Genomic DNA, 20573 nt, shown 5'->3' with positions numbered 1-20573 from the left:
CGTGCCAAACGATATCAGTGCGATCAGCCGTCGACAACGGCGCGAACGCCCCGTCGTGCGCAGCGGATCAGCGGAAGTGGATGTCGGCGACGCCCTCGCACAGCAGCAATCCGTCGTGGGCGGTCATGCGCGCGGCAAGAGCCGCCACACGCCGGCCCGTCTTGACCGGGGTCACCTCGACGATGACGTCACCGCCGTGCACCGCGGGCGACCGGAAGAACCCGACCGACATGTCGGCGACCCGGTAATCGGCACCGGCCGGGGCCAGCGCCTGGCCGGCGAACGAGAAGGCCTGGCCGACGATGGTGGCGATGACGCCGCCGTGCATCGTGCCGAAGACATTGCCCATCCACGGCTCGGTAGTCGCCGTGAATCGAATGGCACCGTCGTCGCCGACGAGATCGACGCCGCCGTTGAGCAGGGTGGTCAGCGGGCCGGCGTCGCGGACCCGCGCCGAGATCTGGGCAACCACGTCGCGCCCGTCGAGCGTGGGCGGTAGCGCCTCGGGAAGTAGAACACCTTGGGCATCAGCACAATTCGGGACGTCGAACACCGGAGTCTCGGTGGTGCCGTCGGTGGTGGCACGACCGACGCGCATGTTCCGCGCCGTCCCGATGCAGCACAATTGGCCGGCCTCGGTCCGGATCTGTACCGGGGTGACGCCGGTGTGGTCGTCGTGCATGGCGATCTGCGCGTCGCAGGTGAGCCGGTCGTCGACGTCGACGTGTCCCAGCGCCGACATGGTCAGCCGTGCCTGCATGCTCAGTGCGCCCGACCGCGTGCCCGCGAGGTGGAAGGGGATGCCACCGATGTGGTCGAAGAGGACGCCGAACGCCGGGAGGTCGATTCGGCCCCGGTGGTCGGCGAATTGTGCGCAGAGTTGTTGTTGCGCGCTCGCCTGGGTGCCGGACACCGTCAGGCCGCCGACATGGAACACCGACAGTGGGTCGCGAACCGTCAAGGAGCTGGGTGACATATCGGTCATTGCTCAGTCCTATCACCCGATCTCGGTGACGTCCGTGCGGCGTTCACCGGGTGTGACGCAGGTCGCGAACCGGTGGCGATGCGACGAGGAAGGCGCTGTCGAAGATCTGGCGAGCGCTGTCGGCGAAGAGAGGAGCGCCGTCGCGGAGAAAACAATCATGCGCGCTTGATTTTTTGATGGTCGCGTGTGACGCTGGTCGCATGTCGCTCGTGCAGGAGGTCGTCGCCGACCTCGCCGCCGCCTCGGCGGAACTCGATGACCTGGTCGCCGACCTCGACGCGGACGGGTGGGCGACCCCCACGCCCGCGCCCGGGTGGGCCATCGCCCACCAGATCGCGCATCTGGGGTGGACCGATGAGGTGGCCGCGGTCGCCGCCACCGATCCGGAGGCTTTTGCCGAGATCGCCCGCGAGGCGATGAAGGATCCGGCCGGTTTCGTCGACGCGGCCGCGGAGAAGGGCGCACAGATGTCTCCCGCCGACCTGCTCACGCAGTGGCGGACGGCGCGCGAGTCGCTGGGCCGTGCGCTGCTCGCGGCGCCCGAGGGGACGAAGATCCCATGGTTCGGGCCGCCCATGTCGGCGACCTCGATGGCCACCGCACGGCTGATGGAGACGTGGGCCCACGGCCTCGACGTCGCCGACGCGCTCGGCGTGACGCTTCCGCCCACCGACCGCATCAAGGCGGTCGTGCACATCGGCGTACGCACCCGTGACTTCGCCTACGCCGTCAACGGAAGGACGCCGCCGGCCACGCCGTTCCGCTTCGAGATCACCGCGCCGTCGGGGGACCTGTGGACGTGGGGACCCGCCGACGCCACCGATGTGGTGCGCGGCCCGGCTGTCGATTTCTGTGAACTGGTCACCCAGCGTCGTGCCCCGGCCGACCTCGATCTGGAGATCGTCGGGGACAATGCCCGTGAATGGTCCACGATCGCACAGTGTTTCGCCGGACCGCCCGGCGCCGGGCGCGAGCCTTCGAACATTCCCGCACCCTCGACGGAAGGTCGATAGATGACTCCGAATCCGGTCCGTATCGGTAATGCGTCGGGGTTCTACGGCGACCGTTTCTCGGCGATGCGGGAGATGCTCGAGGGCGGTGAACTCGACTACCTCACCGGCGATTACCTCGCCGAGCTCACCATGCTCATCCTCGGCCGCGATCGCATCAAGGACCCGAAAACCGGCTACGCCAAGACATTTCTGCGTCAGATGGAGGAGTGCCTCGGCCTCGCCGTCGACAAGGGCGTGCGCATCGTGTCCAACGCGGGTGGCCTCAATCCGCACGGACTCGCCGTCGCCCTGCGAGAACTCGCCGAGAAGGTGGGCGTGAACGTCGGCGTGGCCTTCGTCGACGGCGACGACCTCCTCGACCGGGCCGCCGAACTGGGTCTGGGAAAACCGTTGACCGCCAACGCCTACCTCGGTGCCTTCGGGATCAAGACCGCACTCGACGCCGGCGCCGACATCGTCGTCACCGGCCGTGTCACCGACGCCTCGCTCACCGTCGGTCCGGCCGCGAGTGCCTTCGACTGGGGATATGACGACCTCGATGCACTCGCCGGCGCGGTCGTGGCCGGACACGTCATCGAATGCGGCGCCCAGGCCACCGGCGGCAACTACGCGTTCTTCACCGAACTCGGCCTCACCGACTCCCCGAGTGCCGGGCATCTGGGCTTCCCGATCGCCGAGATCGGCGCCGACGGTTCTTCGGTGATCACCAAACATGCCGGTACCGGAGGTGCGGTGACCGTCGGAACGGTGACCGCACAACTGCTTTACGAGGTCGGCGGTCCGCGTTATCTCGGCCCGGACGTCACCACCCGACTCGACACCGTCGCCCTCACCCAGCAGGGGGACGATCGGGTCGCGATCACCGGAGTGCGTGGTGAGGCGCCGCCGAACACCACCAAGGTCTCGCTCAATCACCTTGCAGGTGTGCGCAACGAGATCACCATGATCCTCACCGGCCTCGACATCGAGGCCAAGGCGGAGTTGTTCAAGAGTCAATTCCTCGCGGCCCTGCCCACCGAGCCCGAACAGATCACCTGGGAGCTCTCGCGACTCGACCGCGACGACGCCACCACCGAGGAGCAGGCCTCGGCGCTGCTGCGTTGTGTCGCCCGCGACCCCGACGCCGCCACGGTGGGCCGCGCGTTCTCCTCGGCCGCAGTCGAACTCGCGTTGGCCAGCTACCCCGGATTCAGCATGACCGCACCACCCGGACACGGCTCGCCCTACGGCGTGTTCGAACCCGGATATGTCGACGCAGCGGCCGTCGAACATCGGGTTGCGTTGCCCGACGGTGTGGTCGAGCGCATCGAGCCCAGTCCGCTGCGCACGACGGTCGAGGCCGACGAGCCGGTCAACCGTGCGCCCGGCGGCGCCGCACCCGACCCCGAGCCCACCGGGATGATGCCTCTGGGCACCCTGGCGGGCGCGCGCAGCGGCGACAAGGGTGGCAGCGCGAACATCGGTGTGTGGGTGCGTGATCCGGATCATTTCGAGTGGCTCGACGCCACACTCGACACCGATCTGCTGACGACCTTGCTCCCCGAGGTCGCCGACCTCACCGTGCATCGGTATCGGCTGCCCAACCTGCTGGCGGTCAACTTCGTCATCGAGGGCGTGCTCGGGCGCGGGGTCGCCGACAACGTGCGCTTCGATCCGCAGGCCAAGGGGATGGGGGAGTGGCTGCGCTCGCGGCCGGTGCCGATCCCACTGAGATTCCTCGAGAATGCCACCAGCCCAACGACAACCGGTCAGGACTGAACACATGCCGATCACCAGTGACCTCTGGGACAGCGACGAACGACGCGCGTTGCGGGAAACCGTGCGCGGCTTCGTGACCCGTCATGTCCTGCCAGCCCAGGACGAGTGGGAGAGATCCGGCGAGATCCCGCGCGAGATCCACCGGGAGGCAGCGAAACTCGGCCTGTTCGGGCTGGGCATACCCGAGGAGGTCGGTGGCAGTGGCGGCGATCTCGTCGACGCCTCGATCCTCGGCGAGGAACTGCATTACGGGGGTGCCGCAGGTGGGGTGTTCGCGTCGCTGTTCACCCACGGCATCGCCCTGCCGCACCTGATCGCGGCCGGAGACCCCGCCCAGATCGACCGATGGGTTCGCCCCACCCTGGCCGGTGAGATGATCGGGAGTCTCGCGATCACCGAACCCGGTGGCGGCAGCGACGTCGGGCACCTGACCACTCGCTCCGAGCGCGACGGGGATCACTATGTGGTCAACGGCGCCAAGACCTACATCACCTCCGCGGTGCGTGCCGACTTCGTGGTCACCGCCGTCCGCACCGGCAGCCCCGGCGCCTCCGGCGTGTCGCTGCTGGTGATCGACAAGGGCACACCGGGATTCACCGTCACCCGCAAACTCGACAAGATGGGCTGGCGCTGCTCGGACACCGCCGAACTGTCCTTCGTCGACGTACGGGTGCCGGTGGAGAACCTGGTCGGACCGGAGAACTCGGGATTCGCCCAGATCGCCGCGGCCTTCGTCACCGAACGGTCGTCGCTGGCGGTTCAGGCCTACGCCAGTGCGCAACGTTGCCTGGATCTCACCCTGGACTGGGCGCGGCAGCGCGAGACCTTCGGCAAACCGATCATCGCGCGACAGTCGGTGCAGGACACGCTGACCGAGATGGCCCGGCGGATCGACGTGGCCCGCACCTACACCCGGGCCGTCGTCGAACGCAAGATCGCCTCCGGCGACGACCTCATCGCCGAGGTGTGCTTCGCCAAGAACACCGCGGTGGAGACCGGTCAGTGGGTGGCCGACAAGGCGGTTCAGCTCTTCGGCGGACTCGGTTACATGACCGGCACCGAGGTGGAGCGGCAGTATCGCGACATGCGGATCATCGGGATCGGCGGTGGCACCACCGAGATCCTGACCGGCCTCGCGGCCAAACGACTGGGTTATCAGCAGTGAGGGGAAGCATCCGATGACGGCGATCCGTTCCACGCTCGACACGGCGGGGCAGGCATATCAGGCCAATCGGGAGGGTCTGCTCGGCAAACTCGACGACCTGCAGGCCGAACTCGACAAGGCGCTCGCCGGCGGCGGTGAGAAATACGTCGCACGACACCGCAAGCGCGGCAAGATGATCGCCCGCGAACGCATCGAGATGCTCGTCGACGAGGATTCGGCATTCCTCGAACTGTGCCCGCTCGCGGCGTACGGTTCGGACTTCACCGTCGGTGCCTCGGTGGTGACCGGGATCGGGGTGGTCGAGGGTGTCGAATGCATGATCGTGGCCAACGACCCCACCGTCAAGGGTGGTACCTCCAATCCGTGGACACTGCGGAAGATACTGCGCACCAACGACATCGCCCTGGCCAATCGGTTGCCGGTGATCTCCCTGGTGGAGTCCGGCGGTGCCGATCTGCCGACCCAGAAAGAGGTCTTCATCCCGGGCGGGCGGATGTTCCGCGACCTGACCAGACTCTCGGCGGCCGGAATCCCCACGGTGGCCATCGTCTTCGGCAACTCCACTGCCGGCGGTGCGTACGTGCCGGGGATGAGTGACCACGTGGTGATGATCGAGAACGCGTCGAAGGTGTTCCTCGGCGGCCCGCCGCTGGTGAAGATGGCCACCGGTGAGGACAGCGACGACGAATCCCTCGGCGGCGCGCAATTGCACGCACGACAGTCGGGCCTGGCCGACTACTACGCCGCCGACGAGCAGGACGCGCTGCGCATCGGACGACGCATCGTCGCCCGCCTGAACTGGCGCAAATCCGGTCCCTCGCCGGTTGCCGAGATCCGCGAACCACGCTACGACGCCGACGAATTGCTGGGCATCGTGCCGGGTGACCTGAAGATCCCGTTCGATCCGCGCGAGGTGATCGCACGCATCGTCGACGACAGCGACTTCGACGAGTTCAAACCCGAATACGGCAACTCGCTGTGCACCGGGTGGGCGCGCATCCACGGCTACCCGGTCGGCATCCTGGCCAATGCGCAAGGCGTGTTGTTCAGCCAGGAATCGCAGAAGGCGGCCCAGTTCATCCAGCTCGCCAACCGCTCCGACACGCCACTTCTGTTCCTGCACAACACCACCGGCTACATGGTCGGCAAGGAGTACGAACGCGGCGGCATCATCAAGCACGGTTCGATGATGATCAACGCGGTGTCGAACTCCAAGGTCCCGCACCTGTCGGTACTGATGGGTGCCAGTTACGGTGCCGGGCACTACGGGATGTGCGGACGGGCCTACGATCCGCGGTTCCTGTTCGCCTGGCCCAGTGCGAAATCCGCCGTCATGGGCGCAGCGCAACTGGCCGGGGTCATCTCCATCGTGTCCCGCGCGGCCACGGAGGCGCGCGGCGGTGTGGTCGACGAGGCCGCCGATGCGGCGATGCGGCAGATGATCGAGGCGCAGATCGAGGCGGAGTCGGTGCCGGCGTTCCTGTCCGGAATGCTCTACGACGACGGGGTGATCGACCCGCGTGACACCCGCACGATCCTCGGGCTGAGCCTCTCGGCGATCCACAGTGCACCCGTCGAGGGGACGTCGAACTTCGGCGTCTTCCGGATGTGAGGACTTTCATGACCGTACAGCACGACATGACCGGCACCATCTCGCGCGTGCTCGTCGCCAACCGCGGCGAGATCGCCTGCCGCGTCTTCACCACCTGCCGGGCGATGGGTATCGGTACCGTCGCGGTGTACTCCGACCCCGACGCCGGCTCACCGCACGTCCGCGCCGCCGACGTGGCGGTCCGGTTGCCCGGATCGACCTCGGCCCAGACGTATCTGCAGGGTGAGACGATCATCGCCGCCGCCCGCACCGCGGGCGCCGACGCGATCCACCCGGGATACGGATTCCTCTCGGAGAACGCCGACTTCGCCCAGGCCGTGCTCGACGCGGGCCTGATCTGGATCGGACCGCCGCCCGCGGCGATCTCGGCGATGGGCTCCAAGGTCAACGCCAAGAAACTGATGGCCGATGCCGGTGTGCCGGTCCTCGGGGACATCGATCCGGCCGCGGTCGCCGACTCCGACCTGCCGCTGCTGATCAAGGCGTCCGCCGGTGGCGGTGGCCGTGGCATGCGGATCGTCCGCGATCTCGCCGACCTGACCGAGCAGGTGGAGGGCGCCCGACGCGAAGCCCAATCGGCGTTCGGTGATCCGACGGTGTTCTGCGAACCGTATGTCGAACGCGGACACCACATCGAGGTGCAGGTGCTCGCCGACACCCACGGTGCGGTGTGGGCGGTCGGAGAGCGGGAATGCTCGATCCAGCGCCGCCATCAGAAAGTGGTCGAGGAGGCGCCGGCCCCGCTCGTCGAGCGGGTGGGCGAGGCGATGCGTGAGAAGCTCTATGCCGCAGCCCGAACCGCGGTCGAGGCGATCGGTTACACCGGCGCCGGAACCGTCGAGTTCCTCGCCGACGAGTCCGGTCGCTTCTACTTCCTGGAGACCAACACCCGCCTGCAGGTGGAACATCCGGTGACCGAACTGACCACGGGCACCGATCTCGTCGAGTGGCAGCTGCGGATCGCGATGGGCGATCACCTCGACGTCCAGGCGCCACGCGCCACCGGTGCGGCGATCGAGGTGCGTCTCTACGCCGAGGACCCCGCCGCCGGGTGGCAGCCGCAGTCCGGGCGGGTACACGCTTTCGATATCCGTGCCGCAAGCACTTTCGGGCCGCTGCTGCGGCCCGGTGTGCGTGTCGACTCGTCGATCGCCGGCGGCTCGGAGATCTCCACCTTCTACGATCCGATGCTGGCGAAGGTCATCGCGTGGGCGCCCACCCGGGGGCGGGCGGCGGCGATGCTGGCCGGAGCACTGGCCGACGCCACGATCCACGGTCCGATCACCAACCGCGACCTGCTGGTCAACATCCTGCGCGATGCCACCTTCCTGTCCGGGCTCACCGACACCGCCTATCTGGACACCGTCGGCCTCGACACGCTGGCAGCACCGTCGGCCGGCGCCGACGAGGTGGCCATGGCGGGGATCGCGGCCGCACTGGCCGATGCCTCAGCCAACCGCGCTGGCGCCCGGGTGCAGGCGAGTCTGCCCAGTGGGTGGCGCAACATGGCCTCGGGGTATCAGACCAAGACCTACCTGCGCGCCGACGACACCGAGGTCCGGGTCCGATACCGCCACGGCCGCAACGGTATCGAGCTGCCGGATACACCGGGGCTGTCGGTGCTCACGGCCACACCCGAAGCCGTTGTGCTCGCCGACCGCACCGGACTACGACGCGAACTGCGCGTGGCCCGGTACCGCGACGGGGCCGATCGGACCGGAGCGGATCAGGACGAGGTCTTCGTCGACGGACCCGGATGGTCGGTGCATCTGCGCCGCGCGCCGCGCTTCATCGATCCCACGGCGGTGCAACGTCCGGGCTCACTGTTGGCGCCGATGCCGGGTGCGGTGATCAGAGTGGCTGTCGCCGAAGGGGATCGGGTCACCGCCGGACAACCGCTGATCTGGTTGGAGGCGATGAAGATGGAGCACACCATCTCCGCGCCCGCCGACGGCGTCGTCACCACGCTGGCCGTCGAACCCGGCCGCCAGCTCGCGGTCGGCGACGTCCTCGCCGTCATCGGCGAGGAGACGGGCCCCGATGACACCGGCCCAGAAGACATCAGCCCAGGAAACACCGGCCCAGAGAACACCAGCACCGACACCACCGTCACACCGATCGAATCCACCGAGGGGAACACGCCATGAGTTTCATCGAAAGCCCCGAGCGGGCCGAACTACGCGCAGCGGTCGCCGGTCTGGCCGGCAAGTACGGCCAGGAGTACTTCCGCGAATGCGCCCGCGAGGGCCGCAAGACCGACGAGTTGTGGCGTGAGGCGGGCGAACTCGGATTCATCGGGGTGAACCTGCCCGAGGAGTACGGCGGCGGCGGTGCCGGGATGTACGAGCTGTCGATCGTGATGGAGGAGATCGCCGCCGCGGGTACCGGCCTGCTGATGCTGGTCGTGTCACCGGCCATCTGCGGCAACGTCATCGCCCGGTTTGGCACCGACGAGCAGAAGCAGCGGTGGCTGCCGGGTCTGGCGGACGGTTCGATCACCATGGCGTTCGGAATCACCGAACCCGACGCCGGTTCCAACTCGCACCACATCACCACCACCGCGCGTCGCGATGGCTCCGACTGGATCCTCAACGGACGCAAGATCTACATCTCCGGCGTCGACCAGGCGCAGGCGGTCCTCATCGTCGGGCGCACCACCGACGCCAAGACCGGCAACCTCAAGCCGTCGCTGTTCATCGTGCCGACCGACACGCCCAACTTCGAGTACAAGCAGATCGACATGGAACTGCAGAACCCGGAGAAGCAGTTCCTGCTCTACCTCGACGACGTCCGGTTGCCGTCGGACGCACTCGTCGGCTCCGAGGACGCCGCCCTGAGCCAGTTGTTCGCCGGACTGAACCCGGAACGGATCATGGGCGCGGCATCGGCCATCGGGATGGGACGTTTCGCGCTCGGCAAGGCGGTCGAGTACGTCACCGACCGCACCGTGTGGAAGACCCCCATCGGCGCGCATCAGGCAATCGCACATCCGTTGGCGCAGGGAAAGATCGAGCTGGAGATGGCCAAGCTGATGATGCAGAAGGCCGCCACGCTCTACGACGCGGGCGACGACTGGGGTGCGGCCGAACCGGCGAACATGGCCAAATACGCCGCGGCCGAGGCGTGTGTGAAAATCGTCGATCATGCCGTGCACTCGCTCGGCGGGAACGGCTTGACCACCGAATACGGCCTGGCGCCGATGCTCTCGCTGGCCCGGATCGCCCGGATCGCCCCGGTCAGTCGTGAGATGATCCTGAACTTCGTGTCCCAGACCAGCCTGGGCCTGCCCAAGTCGTACTGACCCGACACACCCGAACCGAACCGACCGACACCGCCGACGAAAGACCCGACGTGACCGATCAGCAAACCGAAGTCGTGCACCTCGTGATCGAGGACGGCATCGCCACCCTCACCCTGGACTCGCCGGCGAATCGTAACGCCCTGGGCACCGCGCTCGTCGGCGAGCTTCTCGACGGGCTCGCACACGCCGGAGGTGATCCCGATGTGCGTGCGGTGGTGCTCACCCACACCGGCAACACGTTCTGTGCCGGAGCCGATCTCGGTGAGGCGCTGGCGCGCGGTGCGAGTGTGGAGGAGGCATCGGCGGCCGGTACCGAGGCGATGCTCGGGGTGCTCCGCACGATCCTGGAACTGCGCAAGCCGGTCATCGCCCGCATCGACGGGCACGTGCGGGCCGGCGGGCTCGGGCTGATCGGTGCCTGCGACATGGTGTTCGCCGGTCCCGCATGCAGTTTCGCGCTCACCGAAGCCCGGCTGGGGCTGGCGCCGTCGGTGATCTCGGTGGTGCTGCTACCGAAGATGACCGCACGTTCCTCGGGCCGCTACTACCTCACCGGGGAGACGTTCGACGCCACCGTCGCCGAACGCATCGGGCTGATCACGCAGGCGCACAACGGTGCCGACGACCTCGACGCCACACTCGGGGAGGTACTGAGAGGCATCCGCAAGGCCTCGCCGCAGGGGCTGGCCGCGTCGAAGGAACTCACCACGGCGCCGATCCTGGCGGTCTTCGACCGCGACGCGCAGCGGCGGGCAGCCGAGTCGGCGGCGTTGTTCGGCAGCGACGAGGCGCGGGAGGGCATGACGGCGTTTCTGTCGAAACGGCGTCCCCCATGGGATCTCACCGACGGCCGGGCGCCGTGACCGCGGGGGCACGGGCGGCCGGTCCGCGCGAACCACAGCAGGAGCGCTCGAGGCTGACCCGGGAACGGCTGCTCGACGCGACCATCGACGCGTTGGCCCGTGACGGGTGGTCGGCGGCCACGGTGGCGGCCGTCGCCGAGCGCGCCGGGGTGTCCCGAGGCGCGGCGCAACACCACTTCCCGACGCGGGAGGCGTTGATCACCGCCGCACTCGAGCAGATCTTCGAGGACATGACCGAATCGGCGTCTGCGGCCAAAGCCGAACTGCCGGAGGGTAACGCGAGGGTATCCGCCGCGATCGACCGGGCCGTCGAGCTGTACACCGGCACCGTGTTCAAGGCGGCCCTGCAGGTGTGGGCCGCTGCCGCGTCCGATCCGGCACTGCGTCGACTGATCCTGCCGATGGAGGACAAGTTCGCCCACGCGGCGCACCGCATGACCACCTCGATGCTCGATCCCGACGGCACCGATCCGCGGGTGCACCGGATCGCGCAGGTCACCCTCGACCTCGCCCGCGGCCTCGGTCTGGCCGACACCCTCTCCGACGACTCCGCACGACGTGCGCAGGTCGTCGCCGCATGGACCGAGATGGTCTCGGCGGCCCTGCAGACCCCGAACTGAACTGCGCACCCCGAACTGAATTGCGCCGAGCGGGCGCCCGATTCCGTCGACCGGGTGCTGGAAATCGTCGACCGGGCTCAACCCCGCTCGACATCGAGCAGGTACTCGCGCACCCGCTCGCGGTGGCGGCGAACCCAGCCGACCGCGAAGCGATGCGCCAGCGTCCACATCAGCGCGGTGATGATCACGGCCATCGTGACACAGACGAGGAAGTCGATGGTGGACAGGTCGCGGTCCCATCCGAGGCGCCGGGACAGACGCCAGATCGTCACCGGCAGCGCGACGATCAACCCGAAGGCGACCGGATAGAGCGTGTAGGGCAGGACCAACAGGACGAGCCACCGCAGGATGACCTGCTTGAACTGTCGGCGGTGTTCCCACCGCCAGCGCAGGGACCGCAGATGGTAGGGGAACATGATGCCCACCAGGCTCGTCATCGCCAGGGCCCCAAGGGGAACGACGGCGACGGCGAGGACCACCTCGGTGGTGAACTGCCAACTGCGATTCCACACGAGCGAGATGATGATCGCGAGCGTCGCGCACGCCGGTCCGACCAGTAACCACAGCCCCAAGGCCTTGGAGCGCAACAGTTCGGCGAACGCACGCGGGTCGTCGAGACTCGACAACACCCGCTCGCGGTCGGGGGCGAGCACGTTGGTGGCGCACACGTCGGCGTACATCCAGCCGGCGAGTGCGTACGGAAGGCCCTCGGGGCCGGTGAAGGTGAAGAACCAGGTTCGCGGGAGCGCGAACCACAGGACCAACACCATCGCCGAGTTGAAGGCGAGCATCAGCAGCGTGTCGGTCGGATTGGTCCGGATTCTGCCGAGTTCGGTGCGCACCGCGGCGAGCGTTCCCGGACTGATCACGCGATCAGCGTACCCAGGGCTCGACGGTCACCGACATGGAACGACCCGGACGCACCAGCGGGGGCGTGGTGCGTCCGGGTCGGGTCGGCGGACGCCGAATCACTCAGCTGTCGTGGATGATCACTCCGCGAATGTTCTTGCCGTCGCGAAGATCCTGGTAGCCCTCGTTGACCTGATCGAGTGTGTAGGTGGTGGTGATCAGTTCGTCGAGCTTGAGCTGCCCGGCGTCGTAGAGGCGCAGCAGTTTGACGATGTCGTACTGCGGGTTGGCCGAGCCGAACAGCGACCCCTTGATGGTCTTCTGATTCAGCGTGAGGTCGGTGCCGGAGACGTGCACGGTGAGCTTGGTGGGGTCGGCCAGTCCGGTGATGACCACCGTGCCGCCCTTGCCGATGACCGCGGTCGCACTCGAGACGACCTGTTCGTCGACGGTGCCGACGAGGATCAGAGCCTGATCGGCGCCTTGGCCCCAGGTCAGCTCATTGACCTTGGCCGCGGCCTCCTCGGCGTCGGCGAAGGCATGCGTCGCCCCGAACTTGATGGCCGTATCCCGCTTCAGCGCAACCGGATCGACGACGACGACATACTTGGCGCCGGCCGACACCGCACCCTGCACGGCGTTGATGCCCAGGCCGCCGATGCCGTAGATGACGACGGTGTCGCCGGCGCGCACCCCGCCCGCGTAGACCGAGGTGCCCCAGCCCGACGGGACGCCGCAGCCGACGAGGACCGCCTTCTCCAACGGCAGCCAGTCGTCGACCTTGACCACCGAGTGCTGGCTGATGGTGGCCCGCTCGGAGAAGGTGCCGAGCATGCACATCGCACCGAAATCGTCCTTGCCGGAATGGAATCGGAACGATCCGTCGGGCATGGAGCCCTCCAGGATGGTGGCGCCCATGTCGCAGAGGTTCTGCCGGCCGGTCGAACAGTAGCGGCAGGTGCCGCAGTTGGGGATGAAGCTGCAGACCACGTGGTCGCCGACCTTGACCTTGGTGACGCCGGGCCCGACCGCCTCGATGATGCCCGAACCCTCGTGACCGCCCACGATGGGATAGCGCGGCGGCAGGTCACCGTCGGTGAGGTGCAGGTCGGAATGGCACAGTCCCGCAGCGGTGTACTTGATGAGTACCTCACCCTCGCGGGGCTCCTCGAGGTCGAGTTCGACGAGTTCGAACGGTTTGCCCGGGCCGGTGAGGACGGCGGCCTTGGTGGTGATGGTCATCGACTACTCCTATGTGAGTGATGAGAATTGATCATGGAGAAAAGTGTTGGGAGAGAGCGGAACTGTCACAGCGTGGAACTCTCACAGGGCGACGTTGACGGCCTTGGTCTGGGTGTACAGATCGATCGCCGAGCCGCCGAGCTCGCGGCCCCATCCGGACTGCTTGTAACCGCCGAAGGGCATCGCGGTGTCGAAGCCGTTGTACTGGTTCACCCACACCGAGCCGGCCTTGATCGCCCGGGCGGTCTTGTGGGCCTTGGACAGGTCCTGGGTCCAGATTCCGGCGGCCAGGCCGTAGATGGAATCGTTTGCCGCCGCGGCGACACCGGTGTCGGCGTCGAAGGGCAGGGCGGCGACGACGGGACCGAAGATCTCCTCGCGCACGATCGAGAAGTCCGGTTCGACGTCGACGAAGACGGTCGGCTCGATGAAGAACCCCTCATTGCCCCAACGCTTTCCGCCGGTCAATGCGCGAGCTCCGTCGGCGAGGCCGGCCGCGAGATACCCCGAGACGCGATCGAACTGCTCCTGGCTGACCAGCGGTCCGAGCTCGGTGGTGGGGTCCAGACCCGGCCCGATCTTGGCCTGCGATGCGGCCTCGGCGACGGCGGCGGTGAAGTCGTCGAAGATGGGGCGCTCGACGAACAGGCGGGTACCGGCGACGCAGCATTGGCCGTGATTGAACATCCACGCGGCCACCGACCCGGCGACGGCCTTCTCGAAGTCGGCGTCGGCGAACACGATGTTGGGGCTCTTGCCGCCGAGTTCCAACGACACCTTCTTCAGGTTGCCCTTGGCGGCGTCGACGATCTTCTTGCCGACCTCGGTCGAACCGGTGAAGGCGATCTTGTCGACGTCGTCGTGCGCCGAGAGTGCCGCGCCCGCATCGCCGAAGCCGGTGACGATGTTGACCACGCCGGGCGGGAAGCCCGCCTCCTGGAAGACCTCACCGAGCAGCAGGGCGGTGAGCGGGGTCTGCTCGGCCGGCTTGAGGATCACGGTGTTGCCGGCGGCGAGTGCAGGTGCCAGTTTGAACGCCGCCATGAGCAGCGGGAAGTTCCACGGCACGATGAGTCCGCAGACCCCGACCGGCTCGCGCAGCGTGTACGCGTGGAACTCGCCGCCCGGGACGAACGGCATCGAGACGTTCACGGTCGAGCCGGTGATCTTGGTGGCCAGACCCGCGTTGTAGCGGAAGATGTCGGCCGACCAGTTGGTGTCGACGGCGGTGGCGATGGTCGCGGCCTTGCCGTTGTCGAGCGCCTCGAGCTGGCCGAATTCCTCGGCGCGTTCGGTGAGGATGTCACCGACCCGCCACAGCAGACGTTCCCGCTCGTTGGGCTTCATCCGGACCCACGCGCCCTCGTCGAACGCGGCACGGGCCGCGCGCACCGCACGGTCGATGTCGGCGGCACCGCCGTGGGCGACGCTGGTGATGGGGCGGGCGGTGGCGGGATCGATGGTCTCGAACGTCCGCCCGGACTCAGCCGATACCCACTCACCCCCGATCAGCATCTTCTTCTCCGACGAGATGAAATCCCGTACCCGGGGGAGGAGTTCGGTTGCGACGGCGGTCATGAGGTCTCCTGCTCGACTCAGTGATGAAGGAATTGGGGGATGAAGGAATGGCGGATGAGGGACACGGGGCGAACATGGCGGTGTCATCAATGACGGATCAGTTGTGACGGGGGTCATATTCGGTCCTGCTTCTATTTCTGCCACCGCATGGGTCGGTCGAGATGTACAGAAACTGAACACCGTGCTGTACAGGTGCCGACCTCGGCGCCGGAGAGCCGCTGACCTAGCGTGATGAGGTCACACTCACCTCAACCCGGGAGGTCGGCGATGCTGCCGAGGATCACCGGTGCCCTCGGTCGGGCCGCGCACGGGCTCGGGCCGGCGACCGGCGCCGGTTCGCCGCGTGAGGCCCTGCGCGCCGGGCTCGGATCGTGTCTCGGTCTCGGGGTGCTCGGCGTCGTGATGCTGTCCTCCGGGGTGGATCTGCACCTCGGGATGTATCTCATCGCGCCGTTCGGTGCGACGACGGTGCTCGTGTTCGCCGCGCCCAACAGCCCACTCGCCCAGCCGTGGGCAGTCGTCGTCGGCAGTGTCGTCTCGGCGGTGGTCGGCGTCGGGATCACGCTGGTCGTCGACGAGCCCACGGTGCGGGTGGCGTTGGCGGTCGGGGCGGCCGTCGCGGCGATGATCCTGTGTCGGGCAGTGCATCCGCCTGCGGGTGCGGTGGCGATGAGTGCGGCTCTGGCGCCCGACACCGTGCGTGAGCTCGGATTCCGTTTCGCCCTGGCACCGGTCGCCGTCGGCGCCGTGCTGCTGGTGGTGACCGCCGTGGCATTCGGTCGGCTCACCGGGCGTCGCTACCCGTTCCGGCAGTTCGATCCGGTTGCCGACCCCGCCGAACGGGTGGGACTCCGTGAGGACGAACTCACCGACATCCTGGCGCGCTATCAGCAGTCACTGAACCTCGGGGTCGCCGACCTCGCGCGACTGGTCGGAGCCGCCGAACTGCAGGCGGCCGGGCACGTCACCGGCCCGGTGGAGGTGGCGTCGGTGATGTCCCGGGATCTCGTGACGGTCGCTCCCCGGACCGGTCGGGCGGAACTCGCGCATCTCTTCGGTGAGCACGGATTCACCTCGCTGCCGGTCGTCGGTGCCGACGGTGCGTACGTGGGAGTGGTGTTCCAGATCGATCTCATCGAGTCCGGACTGACCCCGACAGTTCCGGAGGTGCGCGGCACCCCGGAGGAGTTTGCCGCTCCGGAGGTGTTCGCCGCTCCGGAGGTGTGTGCCACCGACATCATGACCACGGATCTGCCGGTGGTACATCGGGATACGCCGATCGCCGCGTTGCTACCCCAGCTCGCCGAACGTGGCTGTGACGCGGTGCCGGTGCTCGACGGGCCGGCCATCGTCGGCATCGTGACCCAGACCGATCTCATCACGGTCCTCGCTCGTCACGCCCTGCGCAACGGCGGGAACGCGGTCACCGGGTAGGCCGACGTTCCCGGGAGTATGCGGTGCTCTGGCTCAGATCCCGAGCGCTCTCATCCGCGCGTACAGCGTGGTCCGGGAGATCCCGAGTTCCCGGGCGGCCTGAACCTTGTTGTGCGAGCAGTGTTCCAGCGCGTCGATGATCGCCTGTCGCTCGGCCTGTTCGCGGCCGGCGAGGTGCGCGGCGCGGCTCGTGGTGCGGTACCGCTCGGGGAGGTCGGCGACTTCGACCGTGCGCGCCGACCGGGACCGGCAGGTGGCCACCGCCTCGTCGAGCACCGCCACCAACTCGGTGAGATTGCCCAGCCACTCCTGACTGAGCAGGCAGTCGGTGGCCCCGCTCGACAGTGCGGTGTCCGGCGCGAGGTCGGCGACGATGCCGCTGGCGATCGCGGCGAGCTCGGTGCTGCGTTGGCGCAGCGGCGGCAGGTCCACCCGTCGCGGGCAATGCCCGATGAGAGCCGCCGCCCCGGCGCCGAGTTGCGCCGGCGGACCGGTCACCACGATCACCGGCGCGGCCGATGTGGCCCGGCCCGCGGCATGGCGGAGCAGCGTCAGCGACCGGTCGTCGAGGAGTTCGGCGCCGTCGACGACCAGCGCCACCGACTCCGCGCGACTCCGCGCGAGCACCGCCGCGATGTCCGGCGCGGCGCCGTCGATGAGGGCGTCGGCGACGTCGACGACGATCGGGGGTCGGTGATCACCGCCGAGGTCGGCGGCCAGCGAGCGGGCCGTCGTGCTGCGTCCGGTACCCGGCTCACCGGTGATCGCGATGCCCGCGGCCACCGATGCCGGGCGTGCGGGTGTGGGGGGCGAGGTGGCTCCGACGGTCAGCGGCCGCAGATGGAACAGTGCCGCACCATGGGTCCCCGCCACCGGCTCGACGAGGATCTCCACGGCGGTCCCGCCGGCCAGGGTCAGGGACAGGGTGGTCGGGTGCAGCGCCGGGTCGGCCACCACGGCCCGCAGCGCGCCGAAGTCGGATGCGCAGAGTAGTTCGGCGGCAAGGGTATTGGTGAGCTGGATGTCGTCACCGATGGCGGCGACCGCCACGTCGCGGCGCGGGGCGGCGCGCTGGAACGCGTCGAGCACCCGTCGTTGATGTGAGCGGGAGCGATCGAGGAGCCGATCGGCGATGTCGGCGACGATCCCGTTGACGAACGGCACCGCCAACGGGTTGGTGTTGTCGGCGACCTCGGTCATGCACAGACTGCCCACGAGGCGTCGGGTGGCCGGGTGGATGATCGGCTGACCGAAGCAGCTGAGTCGCTTGAACTTCTCGAGGTAGTGCTCGGAGCCGTTGACCATCACGCCGCGACGGATCTCGGCGGGCGTGCCGAGCGCGGTGGTGCCGACCGCGGCTTCGCCGAAGGGCACCCCGCTGGCCGCGCCGGCGCCGTCGAGTGCGCGCTCGATGGTGGTGCCGCCGGTGACGCGGGAGACCATGCGGCATTCGTGGTCGACGAGCAGTAGCGACATCTCGCTGCCGACGATCCGCGAGGCGGCGTCGTCGAGGACGGGCCGGGCGGCGTCGAGGAGCGGGTCGGCCGACGAGATGTCGACCGGCGCGGGCAGTACGTCGCTGTCGGGGCGGATTCCGGACATCGCTGATCGCCGCCAGGACGCTGCGATGACCTGTCGGCCGGGAGTCCGATGGCGGGGATCGGGGTGCGCTGCCGCTGTTGTGTCGATGGTCACAACGATGGCACATGTCGGGGTGCACGCGAAAGGCGCCGGTCCGCCCTCGGGAGGTCCAGTGCTGGTGGGGTGTCCGTCACCCGGTGGATTCGGCCGTTCGCCACGGCAGCCGCGTCCCGAGCCAGGACACCGCGAACGCGAGCCCGGCCATCCCGATGACGATGACGATCATCGACATCGTCATCGACAGGTAGCCCTGTGCGCGCGGGTCGATGAACGGATACGGATACCAGTCGACGACCGTGCCCCGGGTGAGCGTGTACACGCCGTAGAGCAGGGGGATCGCCAACCAACTCCACCAACTCCACGCGGGCAGGCGGCGCGGTCGCACCACGATCCAGTCGACGAGCAGGACCAGCGGCAGGACACGGTGCAGCACCGAGTTGATCCACTCGATGTTCAGGTTCACGTCGATACCCGAGAGCAGCAGTGCGTAGACGATCCCGGTGATCGCCATGCATGTGGTCGCTGCTCCCCTGATCCATTGCCACACAACGGATTCCGGTGCGAATACGGCGCCGATCGTCAGCACGCAGACGGCGGCGATGTTCGACAGCACGGTGAAGTAGCTCAGGTAGTTGCCGAGGGTGAAGCCGGCGACGTCGGCCTGCCGGATGGGCAACAGGATCAACGCCGCCGCACCCAGGGCCGCAAAGCCCAACCGCACGAGTCGAATCCACCAGAGGCGTTCGTCGATCCGGGACAGGACGGGGAATTCCGACATGACGCAATCCTGTCACGCTCGTCGTTCCTGTCATGCTCCTCGACGCGAGGTGGTTGGCGAGCCGACGATCGCGGCCACGATCGACACGACGACGCCGACCGCGGCGCTCGCGGCCACCATCCACAGGCCGGGACCGACGGTGGCCGCGTCGAGCCACTGCCGAAACGGGGTGAGTGAGGGATCGGTCGAGGCGACCGCGCGCCACGGGTCGCGGATCGCGCGTGCGGCGAAGAATGCACCGGCCCCGCCTGCGGCGACACCTGTCAGTGCGCCGACGATCACCAGACGGCGCACACAGAGCGCGCCGGCGGCGAGCACGAATATCGCGCCGCAGATGACCGTCGGCGCGCCCGCTGCGGTGTAGTGCGCGACGGAGAGCGGATCGAAGTCGCCCGCAGCACCACCGTGGCCGACGGTGCCGAGTCCGCTGATGGTGTAACTCCGTTGCAGGCCGGTGGTGTCGGTGAACGAGATCGTCGCCCAGCCGAGCAGACTTCCGGCGATCATTGCGGCGCCGGCAAGGGCAAGGATCGCGGCGCAGAGCGTGGCGGTGGTTCCGAGGGTGCGTCGTGCGGGACCGGGCGGCGGGGGCGGTATCGAAGTGGGCGGAGTCGGCGCCGGTGGGATCGGAGCGAGCGCTCGGGCCCGGGCGACTGTGCGCTCGTCGGTGGTGGGGTGAGTGCGCGGGGGCGGGGTTCGAGGCGGTGGGGTACGCGGTGGTCGAGTGCGCCACTGGGTGTGGGGCACTCGGGGCAGCGCGGTCGTCGTCGGGTCCGGAGTCGCGATGGTGCTGGTGGCAACCGTGCTCGTGGTGGCGGTACTTCTTGCGGCAGTGCTCGACGCGACGAGCGCGGCGGCGAACGATCGGCAGTCGCGGTGGCGATCCTCGGGGTGTTTGGCCAGGGCGGTGGCGAAGGCCGCATCGAGCCCTGCGAGGTCGGGATGTGCGAGGCCGAGAGCGGGGGCGGGTCGGGCGAGATGGTCGCGGATCAGAGCGGCGGGCTCGGCCGCGTGGAACGGTGTGGTGCCGGTGAGGAGCTGATAGGCCGTGCACGCCAGGGAGTACTGATCCGAGAGTGCGGTCGCCGCGCCGCCCTCGATGATCTCGGGCGCGCAGTAGGCCAGGGTGCCGATGATGGCGTTGGTTGCGGTCAGTGGTGTGGCGTCGCCGCCGGCGAGCTTGGCGATCCCGAAGTCCAGGACGATCACCCGGTCGATCTCCTGGGTCGATGCCGCGCGGGTGACGACGATGTTCGCGGGCTTGATGTCGCGGTGCACCACTCCTTGATGGTGGGCGTGGTCGAGGGCGTCGGCGACGCGGCCCACGATGTGCACGACCTCGTCGGGCGTGAGGTCCGCGGCGCTCAGGTCGGCGCCGTCGATGTAACTCATCGTGAACCACGGTGTCTCGTCGACGATCCCGAAGTCGTGCACCGTGATGATGCCCGGATGGTCCAGGGCCGCGGCGGTGCGGGCCTCATGGAGGAAGCGACGCGCGAACTCGTCGTTACCCGCCCCGAGACGCGAGATGACCTTCAACGCCTGCCGCCGCAGCAGGTGTGGATGCTCCACCAGGTAGACCTCGCCCATGCCGCCGGCGCCGAGCGGGGCGAGCACGGTGTATCCGGCGAAGGTCGAGCCGACTCGTAATGTCATGGTCTCGTGCCCTTGCTCGGATGGCGGGTCGGTGATCGACCGGGTCTGTGATTGACGATGTCACACCCGACCGGTGGT

The 20573-nt window shown here is 68.3% G+C and carries 16 protein-coding genes; 9 read left to right on the top strand and 7 right to left on the bottom strand.

The window, feature by feature from the left end; translation table 11 throughout:
* Positions 1-67 precede the first annotated feature (67 nt).
* Positions 68-985: a PaaI family thioesterase gene (locus P3L18_RS17405; RefSeq protein WP_276114782.1), complete on the bottom strand. Its 918-nt coding sequence runs from the start codon at positions 983-985 to the stop codon at positions 68-70.
* A 200-nt stretch (positions 986-1185) separates the two neighbouring features.
* Here P3L18_RS17405 and P3L18_RS17400 point away from each other — a divergent pair, with 200 nt between their 5' ends.
* Genes P3L18_RS17400 through P3L18_RS17365 form a run of 8 tightly spaced genes read left to right on the top strand, consistent with a single transcriptional unit; the run spans position 1186 to position 11317 of the window.
* Positions 1186-1998, top strand: coding sequence for a TIGR03084 family metal-binding protein (locus tag P3L18_RS17400; protein WP_079930727.1), 813 nt, complete (start codon positions 1186-1188; stop codon positions 1996-1998).
* A complete protein-coding gene (locus P3L18_RS17395) occupies positions 1999-3756 on the top strand; it encodes an acyclic terpene utilization AtuA family protein (RefSeq protein WP_276114781.1) in 1758 nt (585 codons plus the stop codon).
* Between the two features lie 4 nt (positions 3757-3760).
* Positions 3761-4921, top strand: coding sequence for an acyl-CoA dehydrogenase family protein (locus P3L18_RS17390; protein WP_276114780.1), 1161 nt, complete (start codon positions 3761-3763; stop codon positions 4919-4921).
* 13 nt (positions 4922-4934) lie between these two features.
* Positions 4935-6533 (top strand): acyl-CoA carboxylase subunit beta, encoded by a 1599-nt coding sequence (locus P3L18_RS17385; RefSeq protein ID WP_079930725.1) that lies wholly within the window; start codon positions 4935-4937, stop codon positions 6531-6533.
* An 8-nt stretch (positions 6534-6541) separates the two neighbouring features.
* Positions 6542-8680 carry a biotin carboxylase N-terminal domain-containing protein gene (locus P3L18_RS17380; protein ID WP_276114779.1) on the top strand — a complete coding sequence of 713 codons (2139 nt, stop codon included), beginning with the start codon at positions 6542-6544 and terminating at the stop codon, positions 8678-8680.
* The gene (locus tag P3L18_RS17375) at positions 8677-9834 is read left to right on the top strand and encodes an acyl-CoA dehydrogenase family protein (protein WP_006367832.1); all 1158 of its coding nucleotides are present in this window, start codon (positions 8677-8679) and stop codon (positions 9832-9834) included. Before P3L18_RS17380 ends, P3L18_RS17375 begins: the two co-directional genes overlap by 4 nt.
* Positions 9835-9884: 50 nt before the next feature.
* The gene (locus P3L18_RS17370; protein WP_276114778.1) at positions 9885-10697 is read left to right on the top strand and encodes an enoyl-CoA hydratase family protein; all 813 of its coding nucleotides are present in this window, start codon (positions 9885-9887) and stop codon (positions 10695-10697) included.
* Complete coding sequence (locus P3L18_RS17365) at positions 10694-11317, top strand: TetR/AcrR family transcriptional regulator (protein ID WP_006367834.1); 624 nt, start codon at positions 10694-10696, stop codon at positions 11315-11317. Before P3L18_RS17370 ends, P3L18_RS17365 begins: the two co-directional genes overlap by 4 nt.
* A 77-nt stretch (positions 11318-11394) precedes the next feature.
* Here P3L18_RS17365 and P3L18_RS17360 read toward each other — a convergent pair whose 3' ends face one another.
* From P3L18_RS17360 to P3L18_RS17350, 3 genes are all read right to left on the bottom strand, one after another.
* On the bottom strand, positions 11395-12186 hold the full coding sequence (locus P3L18_RS17360) for a hypothetical protein (protein ID WP_006367835.1): 792 nt from the start codon (positions 12184-12186) through the stop codon (positions 11395-11397).
* Positions 12187-12289: 103 nt separating this feature from the next.
* Entirely contained in the window at positions 12290-13408 is a 1119-nt protein-coding gene (locus P3L18_RS17355) for an NDMA-dependent alcohol dehydrogenase (protein WP_006367836.1), read from the bottom strand.
* Between the two features lie 81 nt (positions 13409-13489).
* Positions 13490-14986: an aldehyde dehydrogenase family protein gene (locus P3L18_RS17350; RefSeq protein ID WP_006367837.1), complete on the bottom strand. Its 1497-nt coding sequence runs from the start codon at positions 14984-14986 to the stop codon at positions 13490-13492.
* 267 nt (positions 14987-15253) lie between these two features.
* Here P3L18_RS17350 and P3L18_RS17345 point away from each other — a divergent pair, with 267 nt between their 5' ends.
* Complete coding sequence (locus P3L18_RS17345) at positions 15254-16420, top strand: HPP family protein (RefSeq protein ID WP_276114777.1); 1167 nt, start codon at positions 15254-15256, stop codon at positions 16418-16420.
* 33 nt (positions 16421-16453) lie between these two features.
* Here the strand turns inward: P3L18_RS17345 and P3L18_RS17340 are convergent, their stop codons facing one another.
* The 3 genes from P3L18_RS17340 to P3L18_RS17330 all read right to left on the bottom strand — a co-directional run bounded on the left by P3L18_RS17340 (position 16454) and on the right by P3L18_RS17330 (position 20495).
* A complete protein-coding gene (locus P3L18_RS17340) occupies positions 16454-18115 on the bottom strand; it encodes a helix-turn-helix domain-containing protein (RefSeq protein ID WP_014361048.1) in 1662 nt (553 codons plus the stop codon).
* Positions 18116-18191: 76 nt separating this feature from the next.
* Positions 18192-18839, bottom strand: a complete 648-nt coding sequence (locus P3L18_RS17335) for a Pr6Pr family membrane protein (protein ID WP_276114776.1) — start codon at positions 18837-18839, stop codon at positions 18192-18194.
* 30 nt (positions 18840-18869) lie between these two features.
* The gene (locus P3L18_RS17330; protein WP_276114775.1) at positions 18870-20495 is read right to left on the bottom strand and encodes a serine/threonine-protein kinase; all 1626 of its coding nucleotides are present in this window, start codon (positions 20493-20495) and stop codon (positions 18870-18872) included.
* Positions 20496-20573: the final 78 nt, after the last annotated feature.

The sequence above is a fragment of the Gordonia sp. N1V genome (assembly GCF_029269935.1).
In the GTDB taxonomy this organism is placed as follows: Bacteria; Actinomycetota; Actinomycetes; order Mycobacteriales; family Mycobacteriaceae; genus Gordonia; species Gordonia polyisoprenivorans.
The sequence above is the reverse complement of the archived record's forward strand: the minus strand, read 5'-3'. Positions and strand labels throughout refer to the sequence as shown.

Coding starts and splice junctions, on each gene's coding strand:
- P3L18_RS17395 (WP_276114781.1), top strand. CDS start 1,999: ATGACTCCGAATCCGGTCCGTATCGGTAATGCGTCGGGGTTCTACGGC.
- P3L18_RS17335 (WP_276114776.1), bottom strand. CDS start 18,839: ATGTCGGAATTCCCCGTCCTGTCCCGGATCGACGAACGCCTCTGGTGG.
- P3L18_RS17355 (WP_006367836.1), bottom strand. CDS start 13,408: ATGACCATCACCACCAAGGCCGCCGTCCTCACCGGCCCGGGCAAACCG.
- P3L18_RS17375 (WP_006367832.1), top strand. CDS start 8,677: ATGAGTTTCATCGAAAGCCCCGAGCGGGCCGAACTACGCGCAGCGGTC.
- P3L18_RS17385 (WP_079930725.1), top strand. CDS start 4,935: ATGACGGCGATCCGTTCCACGCTCGACACGGCGGGGCAGGCATATCAG.
- P3L18_RS17400 (WP_079930727.1), top strand. CDS start 1,186: ATGTCGCTCGTGCAGGAGGTCGTCGCCGACCTCGCCGCCGCCTCGGCG.
- P3L18_RS17330 (WP_276114775.1), bottom strand. CDS start 20,495: ATGACATTACGAGTCGGCTCGACCTTCGCCGGATACACCGTGCTCGCC.
- P3L18_RS17345 (WP_276114777.1), top strand. CDS start 15,254: ATGCTGCCGAGGATCACCGGTGCCCTCGGTCGGGCCGCGCACGGGCTC.
- P3L18_RS17405 (WP_276114782.1), bottom strand. CDS start 985: ATGACCGATATGTCACCCAGCTCCTTGACGGTTCGCGACCCACTGTCG.
- P3L18_RS17390 (WP_276114780.1), top strand. CDS start 3,761: ATGCCGATCACCAGTGACCTCTGGGACAGCGACGAACGACGCGCGTTG.
- P3L18_RS17380 (WP_276114779.1), top strand. CDS start 6,542: ATGACCGTACAGCACGACATGACCGGCACCATCTCGCGCGTGCTCGTC.
- P3L18_RS17350 (WP_006367837.1), bottom strand. CDS start 14,986: ATGACCGCCGTCGCAACCGAACTCCTCCCCCGGGTACGGGATTTCATC.